This window comes from Bradyrhizobium sp. SZCCHNRI20481 (genome assembly GCF_032485055.1).
Lineage (GTDB): Bacteria > Pseudomonadota > Alphaproteobacteria > Rhizobiales > Xanthobacteraceae > Bradyrhizobium.
Genome location: NZ_JAUEUE010000012.1, coordinates 87,990 through 105,610, shown reverse-complemented (window position 1 = coordinate 105,610; position 17,621 = coordinate 87,990). Strand labels below are relative to the sequence as shown.

Sequence of the window (17,621 nt, the reverse complement as noted above, 5' to 3'; positions counted from 1 at the left end):
CCGCCTATGCCTTTTCCTTGGCGACCGCCGCCTGCTTCAGCCGGCCGATCGCTTCCTTGACCGCCGGGTCGAGGCCGGCGCCGCCGGCGTCGTGATGCGCATAGATCGTCTTGAGCATCCGCGGATCCCAGAACTTCTTGATGTGCTCGGCGACGCCGGCGACCTCCTTCTCCTGCCCCTGGCTCTGGAAGAACTTGCCGATCTGGTTGGCCATGTAGACGAGGCGCTCGGAGGGGTTATGCGACATGGGTGTTGTCCGTCTGTGTTGATCGCGCGCCGGTCTCGGCGCTCGCGACGATCCGGTCGGGATGGGTGAAGATTTCGAAGCCGTCGTTGCGGGCCACCGCAATCAGTGTGATCCCCGCGGACTCGGCCATGCGGATGGCGAGCGCGGTCGGTGCTGACACTGCGACCAGAACGGGGGCGCCCATAGCCGCGGCCTTCTGCACCAGCTCGACGGAGACGCGGCTCGTCATGAGCACGATGCCTTGGGTCGCAACGCTTCGCGCCTGCGCGAGGTGGCCGGCGAGCTTGTCGAGCGCATTGTGGCGGCCGACATCCTCGCGGAGCGCAACGATGCCGCGCGCCGGCGTCCAGAACGCCGCGGCGTGCACGGCGCGGGTCTCGCGATTGAGCTTCTGCAGCGGCTCGATCGCGGCGAGCGCGGTCATGACGTCGCGCGGCGCGAAGCGCCGGCCCGCGGGCACGCGCGCCACCGGCCGCACCGCTTCCGCGATGGAGTCGATGCCGCATAGTCCGCAGCCGGTGGGACCGGCGAGGCTGCGCCGGCGCTCTGCCATGCGCGCAGCAAGCTCCGGCGGCAGCCACATCCTGAGCTCGATGCCGTCGGTAAGCTCGACGACATCGAGCGAGATGATGTCGTCGCGGCTGGCGATGATGCCCTCGTTGAGGCTGAAGCCGATGGCGAAGTCGGTGAGATCCTGCGGGGTCGCCATCATGACGGCCTGGGTGCCGCCATTATAGGTCAGCGCGACCGCGGTCTCCTCCGGCACGCGGCGGTGGCCCTCGGTGAGGGCTCCGTCGCGCCAGACCAGACGATCCGCGATGCGCACTGCATCGGTCATGCTACTCCGCCGCCTCCACGATCGGGGCGATGCGACGCGAGTTGCGGGCCTGCTCGTCATAGGCCTTCTGCCAGTCCGACGGGCCGTTGGACTGCGACACCTGCACCGCCGTGACCTTGTACTCCGGACAGTTGGTCGCCCAGTCCGAATAGTCTGTCGTGATGACGTTGGCCTGGGTCAGCGGGTGGTGGAAGGTGGTGTAGACCACCCCCGGCGCCACGCGCTTGGAGATCAGCGCATGCAGCGTGGTCTCGCCGGCGCGGCTGGTCAGCCGCACCCAGTCGCCGTCGCGGATGCCGCGCTGCTCGGCGTCGTGCGGATGGATCTCCAGCACGTCCTCGCCATGCCACACCACGTTGTCGGTGCGCCTTGTCTGAGCGCCGACATTGTACTGCGACAGAATGCGGCCGGTGGTCAGCAGCAGCGGGAAGCGCGGGCCGGTGCGCTCGTCGGTCGCGACATACTCGGTGACCACGAACTTGCCCTTGCCGCGGACGAAGCCGTCGACATGCATGATCGGCGAGCCCTCGGGGAACTTCTCGTTGCAGGGCCACTGCACCGAGCCCATTTCCTCGAGCTTCTGGTAGGAAACGCCGGCAAAGGTCGGCGTCAGCGCCGCGATCTCGTCCATGATCTCGGACGGATGGTTGTACTTCATCTCGAAGCCCATCGCCTTGGCGAGACCGATCGTGACCTCCCAATCGGCGAGGCCGTTGCGCGGGCTCATCACCTTGCGCACGCGCTGGATGCGGCGCTCGGCGTTGGTGAAGGTGCCGTCCTTCTCCAGGAAGGTCGAGCCGGGCAGGAACACGTGGGCGTAGTTGGCGGTCTCGTTCAGGAACAGGTCCTGGACGATGACGCATTCCATCGACGACAGCGCCTGCACCACATGCGTGGTGTTGGGATCCGACTGCAGGATGTCCTCGCCCTGCACGTAGAGGCCCATGAAGGTGCCTTCGATCGCGGAGTCGAACATGTTCGGGATGCGCAGGCCCGGCTCAGGGTTGAGCTTGACGTTCCACATCGCCTCGAACTGGTCGCGCACGGCGTCGCCCGAGATGTGCCGGTAGCCCGGCAGCTCGTGCGGGAACGAGCCCATGTCGCACGAGCCCTGCACGTTGTTCTGGCCACGCAGCGGGTTCACACCGACGCCGCGGCGGCCGATATTGCCGGTCGCCATCGCGAGGTTGGCGATCGCGATCACCGTGGTCGAGCCCTGGCTGTGCTCGGTCACGCCGAGGCCGTAATAGATCGCGCCGTTGCCGCCCTTGGCGTAGAGCCGGGCCGCGCCGCGGATGGTCTCGGCATCGACGCCGGTGATCCCGGCGACCGCCTCCGGGCTGTTCTTCTCCAGCGCGACGAACTCGGCCCAGTCCTGGAATTCGCTCCAGTCGCAGCGCTCGCGCACGAAGGTCTCGTTGACGAGGCCTTCGGTGACGATGACATGCGCCAGCGCGGTCAGGATGGCGACGTTGGTGCCGGGCAGCAGTGGCAGATGATAGTCCGCCTTGATGTGCGCTGACTTCACGAGGTCGATCTTGCGCGGATCGACGACGATCAGCTTGGCGCCCTGGCGCAGCCGCTTCTTCATGCGCGAGCCGAACACCGGATGCGCATCGGTCGGGTTGGCGCCGATCACCATGATCACGTCGCTGTCCTCGACCGAGTCGAAGTCCTGCGTGCCGGCGGAGGTGCCGAAGGTGGTGGCAAGGCCGTAGCCGGTCGGCGAGTGGCAGACGCGGGCGCAGGTGTCGACATTGTTGTTGCCGAAGCCCGCGCGGATCAGCTTTTGCACCAGATAGGTCTCTTCGTTGGTGCAGCGGGACGAGGTGATGCCGCCGATCGAGTCGCGGCCATGCTTCGCCTGGATGCCGCGCAGCTTGTCGGCTGCGAACTTGAAGGCCTCGTCGTAGGAGACCTCGCGCCAGGGCTGGTCGATGGTCTCGCGGATCATCGGCTTGAGGATGCGCTCCTTGTGGGTCGCGTAGCCATAGGCGAAGCGGCCCTTGACGCAGGAATGGCCGCGATTGGCCTTGCCGTCCTTGTAGGGCATCATGCGCACGACTTCTTCGCCGCGCATCTCGGCCTTGAAGGTGCAGCCGACGCCGCAATAGGCGCAGGTGGTGACGGCGGAATGCTCGGGCTGGCCGATCTCGATCACGCTCTTCTCGGTCAGGGTCGCGGTCGGGCAGGCCTGCACGCAGGCGCCGCAGGACACGCATTCCGAGCCGAGGAAGCTCTCGCTCATGCCCGGCGACACCCGGCTGTCGAAGCCGCGGCCGGAGATGGTCAGCGCGAACGTGCCTTGCACCTCCTCGCAGGCGCGGACGCAGCGCGAGCAGACGATGCACTTGGAGGGATCGTAGGTGAAATAGGGGTTCGATTCGTCCTTCGGCAGCCAGGCAGGATTAGCCTCGCCGCAGGCGTCGGCGAACACATGGTTCTCACCCTGGTTGCCGTAGCGGACGTCGCGCAGGCCGACCGCGCCGGCCATGTCCTGCAGCTCGCAATCGCCATTGGCGGCGCAGGTCAGACAGTCGAGCGGATGGTCGGAGATGTAGAGCTCCATCACGCCCTTGCGCAGCTTCTTCAGCCGCTCGGTCTGGGTGTGGACGACGAGGCCCGCGGCCACCGGTGTGGTGCAGGAGGCCGGCGTGCCGGCACGGCCCTCGACCTCGACGAGGCAGAGGCGGCAGGAGCCGAACGCATCGACCATGTCGGTCGCACACAGCTTCGGGATCTGCGTGCCGGCCTCCATGGCCGCGCGCATGATCGAGGTGCCTTCGGGAACGGTGATGCTCTGACCGTCGATGGTGAGCGTGACCATCGTCTCGGACTTGGAGCGGGGCGTGCCGTAATCGGTTTCGTGGATGAGCGACATGGTCGGTGTCCTTTCCCGATAGCCTATTCCGCGGCCTGCAGGCGCGGCTGCTGGGGTCCGAAATCTTCGCGGAAGTGCCTGAGCGCTGATAGCACAGGGTAGGGCGTGAAGCCGCCAAGTGCGCACAGCGAGCCGAGCTTCATAGTGCCGCAGAGGTCCTCGACCAGAGCGATATTCTCGGCGACGCGCTCGCCGCGGCGGATCTTGTCGATGGTCTCGGCGCCGCGGGTCGAGCCGATGCGGCACGGCGTGCACTTGCCGCAGGATTCGATGGCGCAGAACTCCATCGCGAAGCGTGCCTGCTTCGACATGTCGACGGTGTCGTCGAACACGACGATGCCGCCATGGCCGATCAGGCCGTCCTTGGCCGCGAACGCCTCGTAGTCGAACGGCGTGTCGAACAGCGCACGCGGGAAGTAGGCGCCGAGCGGCCCGCCGACCTGCACCGCGCGGACAGGGCGGCCAGTGAGGGTGCCGCCGCCGACGTCGTCGACGAGTTCGCCCAGCGTGATGCCGAACGCGGTCTCGAACAGCCCGCCGAACTTGACGTTGCCGGCGATCTGGATCGGCATCGTGCCGCGCGAGCGCCCCATGCCGAAATCGGCATAGGCCTTGGCGCCTTCATTGAGGATGAAGGGGATCGCGGCGAACGATAGCAGGTTGTTGACCACGGTCGGCTTGCCGAACAGCCCATGATGGGCGGGCAGCGGCGGCTTGGCGCGAACCAGTCCGCGCTTGCCTTCGAGGCTTTCCATCAGCGCGGTCTCTTCGCCGCAAACATAGGCGCCGGCGCCGGTGCGCACCTCGAGATCAAAGGTGTGGTTGGAGCCGGCGATCTTGTCGCCGAGCAGGCCGGCCTTCCGGGCGATGTCGATCGCCTTGGTCATGGTGGCGATCGCGTGCGGATATTCGGAGCGCGTGTAGATGTAGCCCTTGGTGGCGCCCACCGCGATGCCGCAGATGGTCATGCCTTCGATCAGCACGAAGGGATCGCCTTCCATCAGCATACGGTCGGCGAAGGTGCCGCTGTCGCCCTCGTCGGCATTGCAGATGACGTATTTGCGGTCGGCCGCCGTCTGCGCCACCGTCTTCCACTTGATGCCGGTCGGGAAGCCGGCGCCGCCGCGGCCGCGCAGGCCCGACGTCGTGACCTCGGCAATGACCGCATCCGGCGACAGCGTCAGCGCGCGCGTCAGGCCCTTGTAGCCGCCATGGGCGCGATAGTCCTCGAGTGACAGCGGATCGACGATGCCGCAGCGGGCGAAGGTGAGGCGGGTCTGCCGCTTCAGCCACGGGATCTCCTCGGTCAGGCCGAGCGAGAGCTTGTGCGACTTGTCGGCGATGATGGCGTCGAGCAGCGACGGCACGTCGTCGGCTGTCACCGGACCGAAGCCGAAGCGGCCCTGCGCCGTCTCCAGTTCGACCAGCGGCTCCAGCCAGTACAACCCACGCGAGCCGTTGCGGACGATTTCGATGTCGACATTGCGCTCCAGCGCCGCCTTGTGCAGCGCCTGCGCGACCTCATCGGCGCCGACAGCGAGCGCGCCGGCATCACACGGGACAAAAAGACGCACGCTCATCGCTGGGCCTCCGAGACGAGAGCATCGATCCGGGCTTCGTCGAGCCGGCCGACCAGGCGTCCATCGAGCATGGCCGACGGCGCGGTTGCGCACAGGCCGAGACAGTAGATCGGCTCGAGCGTGACGCGCTCGTCAGCCGTGGTGTTGCCGAGGGCGACGCCGAGCTTGGCCTCGGCGCGCGCCGCGAGCGCATCACCGCCGGCGGCCTGGCAGGCTTCGGCGCGGCACAGCTTCAGCACGTGACGACCGGCCTTCTTGGCGCGGAAATCATGGTAGAACGTGAACACGCCGTAAACCTCGGCGCGCGACAGGTTCAGGGCGGACGCGATCATCGGAATGGCATCCTCCGGCACGTAGCCGAACGTCTCCTGCAACGCATGGAGGATGGGCAAGGTTGCGCCCTCCATGCTGCTATGTTCGGCGATGATCTCGGCGCCGCGCGCCGCGTCCCAACTTTCGTACACCGGCGTCATCCTGATCCCGATTCTGCGTTGCAAGCGTTTCGCACATCCAAATTGGAATTGCTCGAGATATCAATAAAGCAGTCCCGTGCTGCGATAGCGAAACGCAATCGAGAGATAGCTAGAAGTTGACGAAAAACAGGCGTTCGCGCGACAGGGCTGCGGCGTGTTTTACCATGTCGGCGCCCCCCTCGTCGTGATAGGGTTTCACCATGGCTGGCAACGCCGAAAACGTGCGGAACCGGGCCGTTCAACCGCTGGAAGGCCGACCTCTTGATCGACAAGCTCGAACTGCTGCTGGCGTTGGCCAAGGAGCGTCATTTTGGCCGGGCGGCGGAGGCGTGCGGTGTCACCCAGCCGACCATGTCGACCAGCATCAAGCAGCTGGAGGAGATCCTCGGCGTCATGCTGGTGCAGCGGGGATCGCGGTTCCAGGGGTTCACGCCCGAAGGCGAGCGAACGCTGGATTGGGCGCGCCGGATCGTCGGCGACTTCCGGGCGATGCGCCAGGAGATCAACGGCCTCAAGGACAAGCTGTCGGGCGAGATCCGCATCGCGGCGGTGCCGACCGTGCTCGGCATGGTGGCCTCGCTGACGACGCCGTTCCGCGCCAAGCATCCGGAGGTCCGGTTCCGCATCATGTCGTGCACGTCGGCCGACGTGCTCGGCCTCTTGGAGAATCTCGAGGTCGATGCCGGCCTGACCTACATCGAGAACGAGCCGATCGGCCGTGTCCGCACCATCCCGCTCTACAACGAAAGCTACCGCCTGCTGACCGCGCCCGACGCGATGTTCGGCGATCGCGAGCAGGTGACTTGGCAGGAGGTCGGGCAGGTGCCGCTGTGCCTGCTGACGCCGGACATGCAGAACCGCCGCATCATCGACCGCGCGCTGCGCGCCGCCGGTAACGACGTCACGCCAACGCTCACCTCGAACTCGCTGCTCGTGCTCTACACCCATGTGAAGACCGGCCGCTGGGCCAGTGTCATGCCGGCCAAGCTTGCCGAGACGCTCGGCCTCGCCGACAAGGTGCGCTCGATCCCGATCATCGATCCCGTAATCAACTACCAGATCGGTCTCGTCATCCCGCAGCGTGACCCGATGACGCCGCTGATCGCAGCCCTGGTGCAGGTCGCGCGCGAGGTCGCACCGAGCCTGCAGGCGTGAGGCGCATGTCCGGCAGCTGAGTTGCCGCTGACGCCGTGTCTCACCACCGGCGGTGAACAATGGCCTGGATTGCGCTCGCCATGACGGCGCAAATTGTCTCCTCTCGTCATTGCGAGCGCAACGAGGCAATCAGGTTGCTGCCGTGGCGACGGTCGGCGTCGTCACCGACCTCGCTGGCGTCATCGGCAGACTTCGGGCTCTCATGCGGTTGGGGAACCCTGACCTTGCGCGTGGCGCGTGGTCTTCAGCTCATAATGCGCGGCATGGCTGTCATAGCGGCTGAGCAGCTTCCGCGCCGCGGGCGGCACCACCGCCGTGTCATGCGCTGGACCCGCAAATCGAACCACCGCCGCCTGATCGACGAAGGTCATGATCGTCACGAATTCGACCTCGGCCTCCAGCGGTCTGCGCAGCAGCTCGATGCCTAGAAATCCTTCGATTGCCTGATCCACAATGGCCGGAAAGATTGTCGACCTCAGCAGCTCCTCATAGGCGTCGGCATCCGCCGCCCTGGTCCAGCCGCGCCATATACGCTTCAGCATCTGATCGTCCTCCGTCGTGACGATGTTCACCCGAGAACTCGCACAGGCCGGTGGCAGTGCACTTGGTCAAAATTGCGCTTTCTGCGACCGATGTGTCAGACAGCCACCATCATTCCGGGGCAAGACCTATAGGCCTTGAACCCGAAATCCGCCGTCCCGAACCATATGGAGATTCCAGCTTCCATCGTCGGCGAGGCCGCTTCGCGCCCTCCCATTGACGCCCCCCGAATTGAGGGTGATCGTGGCGTGGCAGGACTAATAGCCCGCAAACCTCTCCCGCATCACTTTCTCCTCCTGCCGGATGCGCAAGACGAGCGGCACGGCATAGATGGTCATGCCGACCACGAGCGTGACATAGGCGTGCAGCGTCAGGGCGTAGCCGATCAGCTCGGGCAGGATGTTGAGGAAGTAGTTGGGATGGCGGACCATCCGGAACAGCGGATGCGTCACCAGCGCATGATCCCGCGCGATCATCAGCTTGACGGTCCAAAACCGGCCGAGCAGCCGTGACACCACGAACAGCATCACCGCACCGAACAGATAGATCACGAACCCCGTGATGCTGACGGCGTCGACCGGGGCGTCGCGGACAAGGCCCTCGGTCGTCGCGGCGAGGTAGAAGGCGACATGGGCGATCGCAAGCCAGCGCGAAACCGATTCTCCGTATTCGGTCGCGCCGTTGGCGCGCAGCCGCTTCTCGTTGCGGATCGAGACGGCGAGCATGGCGAAACGATAGGCAAAGGCGGCGACAATGAAGGCGATGATCACGCTCGGCACTCCAGATTTCGGAGCGATTGCCTTAGTTGCCGATGCGCAGGTGCGTCAATACCACATTCTGCTAATGTTGCTTACTAAGTGCGAGGCCGATGTCAGCGCACGCGGCGAAAAGGGCAGCTGATTGCAGACCTTGGGCGTCATGTACCGCGAGAGGTTGCTGGGACGACAGCGGTCTTTGTCGATGCAGCCGTGCACGACGACGTTTTTGTAGCTGGCGTAGGGTGGGCAAAGAGCCGCCCGCAGGGCGGCGCGTGCCCACCGTCTGCGTCGCGAACATCGGTGGGCACGGCGCGCGAGAGAGCACAGCTCAACGCGCGTCTCGCGGGCGCGCCTTTGCCCACCCTACGGCACCACGCACGCAACTCATGCCGCGACGGAGATGCTCGCTGTTGCCTTATGGGCGTCGCGGGGCAGGGTGACGCGGACCACGGTGCCGAACTCCAGCCGCGAGCGCAGCCGCATCGAGCCGCCGTGCAGCTGGGCCAGCGAGCGGGCGATCGCGAGCCCCAGGCCGGAGCCGTGATAGGTCTTGGTCATCTGGCTCTCGACCTGCTCGAACGGTCGGCCAAGCCGCGCCAGCGACTGGGCGGGGATGCCGATGCCGGTGTCGGCGATGATGAGCACGACCTTGTCCTCGAACACGCGGCTGCGCATCGTGACCCGGCCGCCTTCGGGGGTGAACTTCACCGCGTTGGACAGCAGGTTGACCATGATCTGCTTGGTGGCGCGGCGGTCGGCGACGACGGGGATGCTGCCTCCGATGTCGGCGTCGAGCACGAGGCTCTTGTCCTGGGCGCGGCCGGAGACGACGCGCAGGGATTCGGCCAGCGTCTTGGCGAGGTCCAGCGGCTCCATGTCGAGCTTCATGCGGCCGGCCTCGATCTTCGACATGTCGAGGATGTCGTTGATCACTTCGAGCAGATACTGACCAGAGGTCAGGATGTCGTGGCAGTACTCCTGATACTTCTCTGAGCCGAGCGAGCCGAACATGCCGCTGCCCATGATCTCGGAGAAGCCGATGATGGCGTTGAGCGGCGTGCGCAGCTCGTGGCTCATGTTGGCGAGGAATTTCGACTTGGTCTGGTTGGCTTCCTCGGCGCGGGTCTTTTCCTGCGAGTACTTCTCGGCGAGGTCGGCGAGCTCGATCGCCTGGCGCTCCAGCGCGCTCTGCGAGCGCTGCAGGTCGATCACGGTGGCGCGCAGCCGCAGGTCGTTGTCGACGAGCTTCTGCTCGTGCTCCTTGATGCGGGTGATGTCGGTGCCGACCGAGACGTAGCCGCCGTCCTTGGTGCGGCGCTCGGAGATGTGCAGCCAACTGCCGTCGTCGAGCTGGGCCTCGAAGGTGCGCCCGCCCGGCGCCTGCTGGCTGTGGTCGTGCAGCCGGGTGCGGATCTCCGGCATCTTGCCGACCTCGATGACGGTCTCGTAGGAGGTGCCGGGGATCACGGCGGAGTCCGGCAGCTTGTGCAGCTTCTGGAAATGCGAGTTGCACAGCACGAGCCGGTTGTTGGCGTCCCACAGCACGAAGGCTTCCGAGATCGTCTCGATCGCGTCCCGCAGGCGGAGGTCGGCCTCGACGGTCTTCTCGACCAGGCTCTTCTGTTCGGTGACGTCGACCGCGATGCCGATCAGGTGCAGGCCGGAGTCGGAGGTGCCCTGGCTGAGCTCGCAACGGACCCGGAGCCAGATCCAGTGGCCCTCGGTGTGGCGCATCCGGAAGCTCTGGTCGATCTGGTGGATGCCGCCGGCGACGAGCTGGTCGGCGATCGCGAACAGGTCGATGTCGTCCGAGTTCACCAGCGCGTTGACCTCGCCGAAGGTGAGGAGGTCGGTGCGATTTTCGAGGCCGAGCATCGCGAACATCGAGTTCGACCAGAAGATGCGCCCGCGCGACAGGTCCCAGTCCCACAGCCCGCAGCGGCCGCGGTTGAGCGCGGTGTCGATGCGGCCACGCACCGCGTCGTTGATCAGGTCGCCTTCGCGGGCGCGGGTCGACTGCCAGTGGAAGGCGAAGCCCAGGATCAGAACGACAAAGCCCGTCGTCGCCGACAAGGTCACCGAGAGCGCGGCGTCCGAGCCCCAGATCGGCTCGAGCTTCTCCTGGATCACGACGACGCGGCCGGGCAGCGCCTTGATCAACTGTGACACCGCGAAGGCCGGACGGCCGTTCGGCAAGGTGATCTCGGTGACCGCGCCCTGCAGGCCGGGCGTGGCCAAGAGCTGCGCGGTCGAGATCAGATCGAGGATGCGGTCGTTCTCGCCGAGCGCTGCGTCGACCGGAACCCGGGCCAGGATGCGGTGGTCGGCGCCGGTGACGATCACGTGGCGTCCGGCCGCCGCTCCCCAGGCGGGGATCAGGTCGGGCAGCAGGCTCTGCAGATGCTCGATGTGGGCGATGCGATCCGGGCGCGTCGCCAGATGACCGATGCGGTCGGCGAGCAGGTCGGAGATCGCGGCCAGGTCGCGCTTGGTCGCGCCGCGCTTCTGACGGCTCTGGTCGAGCACCTGGACGAAGGCGCCGAGACAGATGGTGACGAGAAAGGCGATGATCAAAGTAGGGACAGCACGACGCAATACCGGCTCAGCAGTCAGCAGCCTTTGATAGGCCGGTTTCGCGATCGATTGCGCCAACCCTTTGATGGAATCAGAAGATTGGACGCACGCGTTCGCGGCATGCGCACGCGCCATGCTGAAGACCCCCGAAACTTCTTGGATACCCGAATTTCGAAAGAGCCCCAGCCGCTTCCGAATCAAGTTGATTTGAATCCAGATTTGTCGGGCTGTCGAGAGTCAACGATTTGGCAAAAGCTAATAAATCTTATCCAATGCGGAATTGCCATGGCGAAAAGCCGGCAGAGTGAGTCCGAAGCGGGAACGCAGCATGACGTTCATGCTTCAGCCGTGCGGCGGCTCGGCGTGACTGATGACGCGCTTGACGCTCGGGAAGGCGCGACGCACCCCGCGCTCGATGTGGTCGACATTGTCGTGCACCTTCAGCACGCTCATCGACGGTGCGGCGCGGCAGTGGAAGTTGACGATCTCGCCGGCCTCGGTGTTGCGGACGCGGACATTGTGCACGTCGTACATGTCGGTCTCGGCGGCGAGGCGCTGCAGGGCCTCGGCGATCTCGCCGATCCGCTGCGCCGGCGCATCGACGCCGAATGGCAGCTCGGGCTCGAGCGGCTCGATATGGGTGTCGACCTCGACGTCGGCGCCGAATTCGGCGCGGATGCTGCGCTCCAGCTCGTGCGCGATGGCATGCGCTCCGAACAGGCTCATGTCGCCGTCGACCTCGAGGTCGATCGCGACGATCAGGCGGCCACCGACGTCATGGACGGTGACGTGATGGATCGCGAGGCCGGAATTGCGCGCGATCACCATGATGCGCTCGCGGACGCTCTCGTTGCTGAGCGCGACCGGCACCGTCGTGAAGGTGACGTCGGCGCCGGAAAGGCTGGCATCGACTGCGGCCTGCGCATCGCGCTTGATCTCGTGCACGCGGTCGATCGGGTAGGTGCGCGGCACCTGCACCGTGGCGTCGACGAAATGCGTCGCGCCGACGAGCCGGACCCGTAGCCGCTCGACATCGACGACGCCATTGATCGAACGGATCGCGGCGCGCGCCTTCTCGGCCGCACCCTCTGGCGCGCGGTCGAGCAGTGTTTCTACGGTGGAGCGCGCCAGCCGCAGGCCGAGCACGGAGATCATCAGGGCGACCGCGACCGCGGCGGCGGAATCGCCCCACCAGAAGCCGAGCGCGGTGAGGACGAGGCCGGCGATGACGGCGATCGAGCCGAGCACGTCGGAGGCGAAATGCAGCGCGTCGGCGGCGAGCGCCTGGCTGTGGGTCTCGTGCGCGGCCCGGTGCAGCGCGCGGGCGCGCCAGAAGTTGACGGCGATGTCGACCAGCAGCACCACGAACGGAATCGCCGACAGCGACGGCGGCGCCGCCGCCTCGCGCAGCCGGCTGACGGATTCCACCAGCACGCCGCCGGCCAGCACGTAGAGCAGGGCGATGACGCCCAGCGCCGACAGGCTCTCCAGCTTGCCGTGGCCGTAGTGATGCTCGTCGTCGGCCGGACGGTCCGATACCCGAACCACCATCCAGGTGATCACGGTGGCGACGACGTCGACGGCGCTGTGCAGTGCCTCGGAGACGAGCGCGAGACTGCCGATCAGGATGCCGACGATGAACTTCGCCGCGGCCATGCTGGCGCTCGCCGCGATCGAGATCGCGGCGACACGGGTTTTCCCGGAATCGATATGGGAGGCGGCGTCTCTCATGGCGGCGGATGTAGCAGCCGAGGCCGCACCATGAAAGCCAGGATCGCGCGGTCCATGGGCGTGGACCGCGCGCTGTTTCGAGTGCTTCTAAATCTCAGAAGCTTGCGTTCACAAGGTCACCACGATCTTGCCGAGATGCTTGTTCGCCTCCATGTGCGCGAACGCCGCGCCAATGTCGTCGAAGGCGAAGACGCGGTCGATCGGCAGCCGCAGCGTGCGCTGCTCGACCGCACTCCAGATGTCCTTTTTCACTTCGTCGAAGATCGTACGGACCTCCTCGATCGAACGGGTGCGGAAGGTGACGCCGACATAGGTGATGCGGCGCGCCGCGTGCAGGTCGAAGTTGAAGTCGGCATGGGTGCCGCCGAGCCGGCCGACATTGACGATGCGGCCGAGGACCTTGGTCGCGGCAAGGTTCTGATTGGCGACCTTGCCCGACACCTGGTCGATGATCAGATCGACGCCCTCGCCGTTGGTCGCCTGTAGCACCTGATCGACCCAGGCGGGATCGCTGGAGTCGATGGCGAGATCGGCGCCGAACTCGTTGAGCCGTTGGCGGCGCATCGCATCGGTCGAGGAGCCCACCACCAGCGAGGCGCCCTTGAGCTTTGCGATCTGCATCGCCATCAGGCCGACGCCGGAGCTCGCGCCCTGCACCAGCACGCGCTGGCCCGGCTTCAAAGCGCCGTTGCTGACGACGGCGTTGTGCATCGTGGTCAGCGCGATCGGGAGCGTGGCGGCCTCGTCGAAGTTCATGTTCGACGGCGCGTGGAACAGGCGGCCATGGTCGGCAAGGGTGTATTCGGCGAACGCCGCGCTGCCCGAGCCCATCACCTTGTCACCGATCTTGACGCCCCTGGCGTCGGGACCGAGCTCGGCGACCTCGCCGGCCCATTCCATGCCGAGCACCGTGCCGACGCCGCCGGCGACGCCATGCACATGCCCCTTTGTCATGCCGAGGTCGGCGCGATTGAGGCCGCAGGCGCGCACGCGCACCAGGACCTGCGTGCCCTTCGGTGCGGGCTTGGCGATATCGGTGATCGCGGCGCCCTGGGCGCCATACACATAGGCTTTCATCGCGAGGATCCTGTCGGGTCGGCATGAGCGGCGACCTTACTGTGCCGCTCCTCTCTGCGCACCGCCTAACAGGCGGCGCGCTGCTCCGACAAGACTCTCTCAGTCATGAACCGGTTCCGCTGACCGGGCTGGACGCGTCAGGCGGCGACCGGAGCTTCCGCTTCGTCGAAGGCGCTGGAGACGTCGCGCATGCTGATGACGCCGGCGAGCGCGAAGTCGACGATGACGGGGAGGTGGCGGATGTGGTGCACGTTCATCAGGTGCCGCACGTGCTCGAGCGTATCCTCGGTGCTGCAGGAGATCAGCCGCTGCGGCGAGATCAACTGCGAGACCTTCAGGTTGACGCCGGCGGCGCCATGCTCGGCGATGGCGCGTACGACGTCGCGTTCGGTGAACATGCCGGCCGCGGTGTTGCCTTCGGTGCGGACTACGTCCTTGACGACGAGGGCGCTGACATTGCTGGCGCGCATCAGCTGCGCCGCGACGCCGACGGTCTCGTTCATTCGCACCGTGATCACGCGCGCCGTCTTGTTGCGCAGGATGTCTCCGACTTTCATGGCACCCTCCCGTTTGTTGATAGTGAACGGAGGGAAGTCTGGTATACGTTATGCCAGAAGTCAATCGGGTTTGACGGCTTTTCGTGCGCTCGGCCACCGAAAAACCACGTCAGCGACACTGCCGGAGCTGCCGGATATGACGCGCCAGCGTCCTGCCCCGGCGCAAAAAAAGGAGGCGCACCGTGGTGCGCCTCCTGAAGTCGCGGGAAGAAACAGTGGCGTCACGCCATCCGGGCGTCCTGCGTCACCGGCTCGGTAACCGGCTCCTTGCCGAGGATGAAGGCGCGGCGCAGCGGCTTGATCACGAACAGCGCCATCAATGCGGCCGTCGCGTTCAGCCCGACGCCGATCACGAACACGGCCTGCCAGCCATATTTTGCGGAGACGAGGCTCGCGAGCGGGACCAGCAGCGAGGCGGTGCCCTTCGCGGTGTAGAGCATGCCGTTGTTGGTCGCGGCGTATTTGCTGCCGAACGTATCGCCCGAGGTCGCCGGAAACAGGCTGTAGATTTCGCCGAACACGCCGAAATAGACGGCGGTCGCGAGCACGAACACGATCGGGTTGTGCCCGTAGCTCGACAGCGTCAGCAGCATCAAAGCGGCCGTGCCGAAGGCAATGAACATGGTGTGCTCGCGACCGATCGTGTCGGAGATCCAGCCGAACACAGGGCGGCCGAAGCCGTCGAAGATTCGATCGAGCGAGATCGCAAACGTCAGCGCCGCCATCTGGAAGCCGGCGAGCGTCACCGGCTCGTTGGCGATCTTGAAGTCGTGGGCGATCGGGGCGATCTGGGCGGCCGTCATCAGGCCGCCCGAGGCCACCATGACAAACACCAGATACATGATCCAGAAGATCGGCGTGCGCAGCACCTGCGGCGGCGTGTAGTCGATCTTGCTCTGCGGCAGATTGAGCTGCTTCTTGCGGGTCGGCGCCGCAACCGTCGGCGGCCGCAGGAAGATCGCGAGCACGAACACGACCAGCCCCTGGCCGATGCCGAAGGTGAAGAAGGCGCTCTGATAGCCGCTCGAGGCGATCATGCTGGCGATCGGCACCACGGTCAGCGCGGCGCCGGCGCCGAAGCCCGCGGCGGTGGCGCCAGCGGCGAGGCCGCGGCGGTCGGGAAACCATTTCAACGCGTTGCCGACGCAGGTGCCGTACACCGCACCGGCGCCGATGCCGCCGATGACGGCGCCGGCGTAGAGCAGGGTGAGCGAGTCGGCGTAGGAGTTCAGCATCCAGGCTAGCGAGATCATGACGCCGCCGAACATGATGACGACGCGCGGACCGTATTTGTCGACGAACCAGGCCTCGACCGGCACGAGCCAGGTTTCGGTGACGACGAAGATCGTGAAGGCGAGCTGGATCGCCGTGCGACCCCAGTGAAACTTCGCGTCGATCGGATCGACGAACAGCGTCCAGCCATATTGCAGGTTGGCGATCATCGCCATGCAGACGATGCCCATTGCGAGCTGGATCCAGCGGAAGCCGCTGGACTGTGCCTGGACAGGCGGTGTTGCCTCTGTGCTGGAAACCATGTGTCCTCCCAAACGCGCTCTCTTGGAGGATGCCGCTGCAAGCGCGCTCCTCATCTGCGCACGGAACCATTCTGGTATAATATATTCCAGTCCGCAATATGGCCTGCGACACAGGGTGCGACATGTTGCTTTGCAGCGAGACCGAAATCGTCCGCCAAGCAAAAGAAAACGCTCGGCAAAATGCCGAGCGTCGTCAATCTGGACGCGTTTTTTATTTTTTTGTTGCAGCGCGAAGGGATGCGTCAGAGCGTCGATTTCTGCACCACGACCCTCCGCCAGGGCTTGAGCACCGCGATCGCGAGGATCGATGCCAGGATGTTGGCGCCGGCCGCGATGATGAAGACGCGATCCCAGTTGCCGCTCGATTGCTGCATGTAGTTCGCGATCGGCACCAGCAGCGCGGCCGTGCCCTTGGCGGTGTAGAGCAGGCCGGCATTGGTGGTGGCGAACTTGGTGCCGAACGTGTCGGTGCAGGTCGAGGGGAAGAGCGAATAGATCTCACCCCAGGCGAAGAACACGAAGCCGGAGAGGATCACGAACCACACCGGATCATGGCCCAGCATGTACAGCGCCCAGATGCCGATGCCTTCCATGCCGAACGCGATGAACATCGTGTTCTCGCGGCCGATGTTGTCGGAGATCCAGCCGAAGAACGGACGCGTCAGACCGTTCAGCACGCGGTCGATGGTGGCTGCGAAAGTCACCGCCGTCATGGTCATGCCGATCAGCGTCACCGGAATGTTGTCGACCTTCCAGTCGCCGGCGATCGGCTTGAGGTTGGCCGTCACCATCAGGCCGCCGGCGCCGACGATCACGAACATGAAGTACATCAGCCAGAAGATCGGCTGACGGATCACTTCGGTCGGGTTGTAGTTGCGACGGCTCTGCACCAGGTTGGTGTTCTGAGCAACGGCCGGCACCTGGCCTTCCTTGGGCGCGAACAGGAAGAAGGCGAGGATGACGATGATGATGCCCTGGCCGAGACCGAAATACAGGAAGGTGGTCTGAAAGCCGGAGTCGCGGATCATGGCCTGGATCGGCGCGACTGTCAGCGCCGAGCCGGCGCCGAAGCCGGCTGCCGTGATGCCTGCCGCGAGGCCGCGCTTATCGGGAAACCACTTCAGCGCGTTGCCGACGCAGGTGCCGTAGACGCCGCCGGCGCCGATGCCCGCGATGATCATGCCGAGATAGTAGCCGTTGAGCGAAGTGGCGTAGGCGTTGATCATCCAGCCGATCGCGCAGAGCACGCCGCCGACGAGCACGACGATGCGCGGGCCGTATTTGTCGACGAACCAGCCCTCGACCGGCACGAGCCAGGTTTCGAACAGCACGAACAGGGTGAAGGCCCACTGGATCGAGGCGCGATCCCAGCCGAACGTCTTGGCGATATCCGGGACGAAGAAGGTCCAGCCATATTGATAGTTGGCGATCATCACCATCGCCAGGACGCCAACCGCGAGCTGCGTCCAGCGATAGGCGTCGCTTACTCTTGCAGATGCGGGCGCCCCCGCGTGAGCCAAGTCCGTCATGTTTCCTCCAGGGCTGTCTATTTTTGTCCTAACAGCTATGCGGAGTTTGGTATATGATATGCCAATAGACAAGCGGATTCATCGACCCCGTGCTCGCTGGTAGCCCAGCGATCGACGAAAAAACCCTGTAGAAGCAAGGCAAATCG

The 17,621-nt window shown here is 65.5% G+C and carries 16 protein-coding genes; 3 read left to right on the top strand and 13 right to left on the bottom strand.

The window, feature by feature from the left end:
* Positions 1-4: 4 nt before the first annotated feature.
* From QX132_RS20465 to QX132_RS20445, 5 genes are read right to left on the bottom strand one after another with little or no spacing between them, the layout of a single operon-like run.
* Positions 5-247, bottom strand: coding sequence for a formate dehydrogenase subunit delta (locus tag QX132_RS20465; protein WP_315777578.1), 243 nt, complete (start codon positions 245-247; stop codon positions 5-7).
* Positions 237-1,085, bottom strand: coding sequence for a formate dehydrogenase accessory sulfurtransferase FdhD (gene fdhD, locus QX132_RS20460; RefSeq protein ID WP_316162672.1), 849 nt, complete (start codon positions 1,083-1,085; stop codon positions 237-239). Before fdhD ends, QX132_RS20465 begins: the two co-directional genes overlap by 11 nt.
* A gap of 1 nt (position 1,086) precedes the next feature.
* Positions 1,087-3,966 (bottom strand): formate dehydrogenase subunit alpha, encoded by a 2,880-nt coding sequence (fdhF, locus tag QX132_RS20455; protein ID WP_315798381.1) that lies wholly within the window; start codon positions 3,964-3,966, stop codon positions 1,087-1,089.
* Positions 3,967-3,989: 23 nt separating this feature from the next.
* On the bottom strand, positions 3,990-5,546 hold the full coding sequence (locus QX132_RS20450; RefSeq protein WP_315739823.1) for an NADH-quinone oxidoreductase subunit NuoF: 1,557 nt from the start codon (positions 5,544-5,546) through the stop codon (positions 3,990-3,992).
* Positions 5,543-6,019 carry a formate dehydrogenase subunit gamma gene (locus QX132_RS20445; RefSeq protein WP_315739931.1) on the bottom strand — a complete coding sequence of 159 codons (477 nt, stop codon included), beginning with the start codon at positions 6,017-6,019 and terminating at the stop codon, positions 5,543-5,545. The genes QX132_RS20450 and QX132_RS20445 overlap by 4 nt, the downstream gene beginning before the upstream one ends.
* 261 nt (positions 6,020-6,280) lie before the next feature.
* Between QX132_RS20445 and QX132_RS20440 the strand changes: the two genes are divergently transcribed.
* The gene (locus QX132_RS20440; RefSeq protein WP_315739822.1) at positions 6,281-7,174 is read left to right on the top strand and encodes a LysR family transcriptional regulator; all 894 of its coding nucleotides are present in this window, start codon (positions 6,281-6,283) and stop codon (positions 7,172-7,174) included.
* A 200-nt stretch (positions 7,175-7,374) separates the two neighbouring features.
* Here the strand turns inward: QX132_RS20440 and QX132_RS20435 are convergent, their stop codons facing one another.
* Complete coding sequence (locus QX132_RS20435; RefSeq protein WP_315777644.1) at positions 7,375-7,716, bottom strand: antibiotic biosynthesis monooxygenase; 342 nt, start codon at positions 7,714-7,716, stop codon at positions 7,375-7,377.
* Positions 7,717-7,971: 255 nt separating this feature from the next.
* Positions 7,972-8,484 carry an isoprenylcysteine carboxyl methyltransferase family protein gene (locus QX132_RS20430; protein ID WP_315777581.1) on the bottom strand — a complete coding sequence of 171 codons (513 nt, stop codon included), beginning with the start codon at positions 8,482-8,484 and terminating at the stop codon, positions 7,972-7,974.
* Here QX132_RS20430 and QX132_RS20425 point away from each other — a divergent pair.
* A complete protein-coding gene (locus QX132_RS20425; RefSeq protein WP_315739820.1) occupies positions 8,468-8,614 on the top strand; it encodes a hypothetical protein in 147 nt (48 codons plus the stop codon). The two genes, QX132_RS20430 and QX132_RS20425, sit on opposite strands and share 17 nt — an antisense overlap.
* A 242-nt stretch (positions 8,615-8,856) precedes the next feature.
* Here the strand turns inward: QX132_RS20425 and QX132_RS20420 are convergent, their stop codons facing one another.
* A complete protein-coding gene (locus QX132_RS20420; protein ID WP_315777582.1) occupies positions 8,857-11,181 on the bottom strand; it encodes a PAS domain-containing sensor histidine kinase in 2,325 nt (774 codons plus the stop codon).
* A gap of 207 nt (positions 11,182-11,388) precedes the next feature.
* Complete coding sequence (locus QX132_RS20415; protein WP_315785200.1) at positions 11,389-12,702, bottom strand: cation diffusion facilitator family transporter; 1,314 nt, start codon at positions 12,700-12,702, stop codon at positions 11,389-11,391.
* Here QX132_RS20415 and QX132_RS20410 point away from each other — a divergent pair.
* Positions 12,683-12,811: a hypothetical protein gene (locus QX132_RS20410; RefSeq protein WP_315739817.1), complete on the top strand. Its 129-nt coding sequence runs from the start codon at positions 12,683-12,685 to the stop codon at positions 12,809-12,811. The two genes, QX132_RS20415 and QX132_RS20410, sit on opposite strands and share 20 nt — an antisense overlap.
* Before the next feature lie 74 nt (positions 12,812-12,885).
* Here QX132_RS20410 and QX132_RS20405 read toward each other — a convergent pair whose 3' ends face one another.
* The 4 genes from QX132_RS20405 to oxlT (QX132_RS20390) form a co-directional block, all read right to left on the bottom strand.
* Entirely contained in the window at positions 12,886-13,854 is a 969-nt protein-coding gene (locus tag QX132_RS20405; protein ID WP_316162669.1) for a zinc-binding dehydrogenase, read from the bottom strand.
* Positions 13,855-13,991: 137 nt separating this feature from the next.
* Positions 13,992-14,411, bottom strand: coding sequence for a CBS domain-containing protein (locus QX132_RS20400; protein WP_172114347.1), 420 nt, complete (start codon positions 14,409-14,411; stop codon positions 13,992-13,994).
* A 221-nt stretch (positions 14,412-14,632) separates the two neighbouring features.
* Positions 14,633-15,946, bottom strand: a complete 1,314-nt coding sequence (gene oxlT / locus QX132_RS20395) for an oxalate/formate MFS antiporter (protein WP_315739815.1) — start codon at positions 15,944-15,946, stop codon at positions 14,633-14,635.
* 242 nt (positions 15,947-16,188) lie between these two features.
* On the bottom strand, positions 16,189-17,475 hold the full coding sequence (oxlT, locus tag QX132_RS20390; RefSeq protein WP_315739814.1) for an oxalate/formate MFS antiporter: 1,287 nt from the start codon (positions 17,473-17,475) through the stop codon (positions 16,189-16,191).
* Positions 17,476-17,621: the final 146 nt, after the last annotated feature.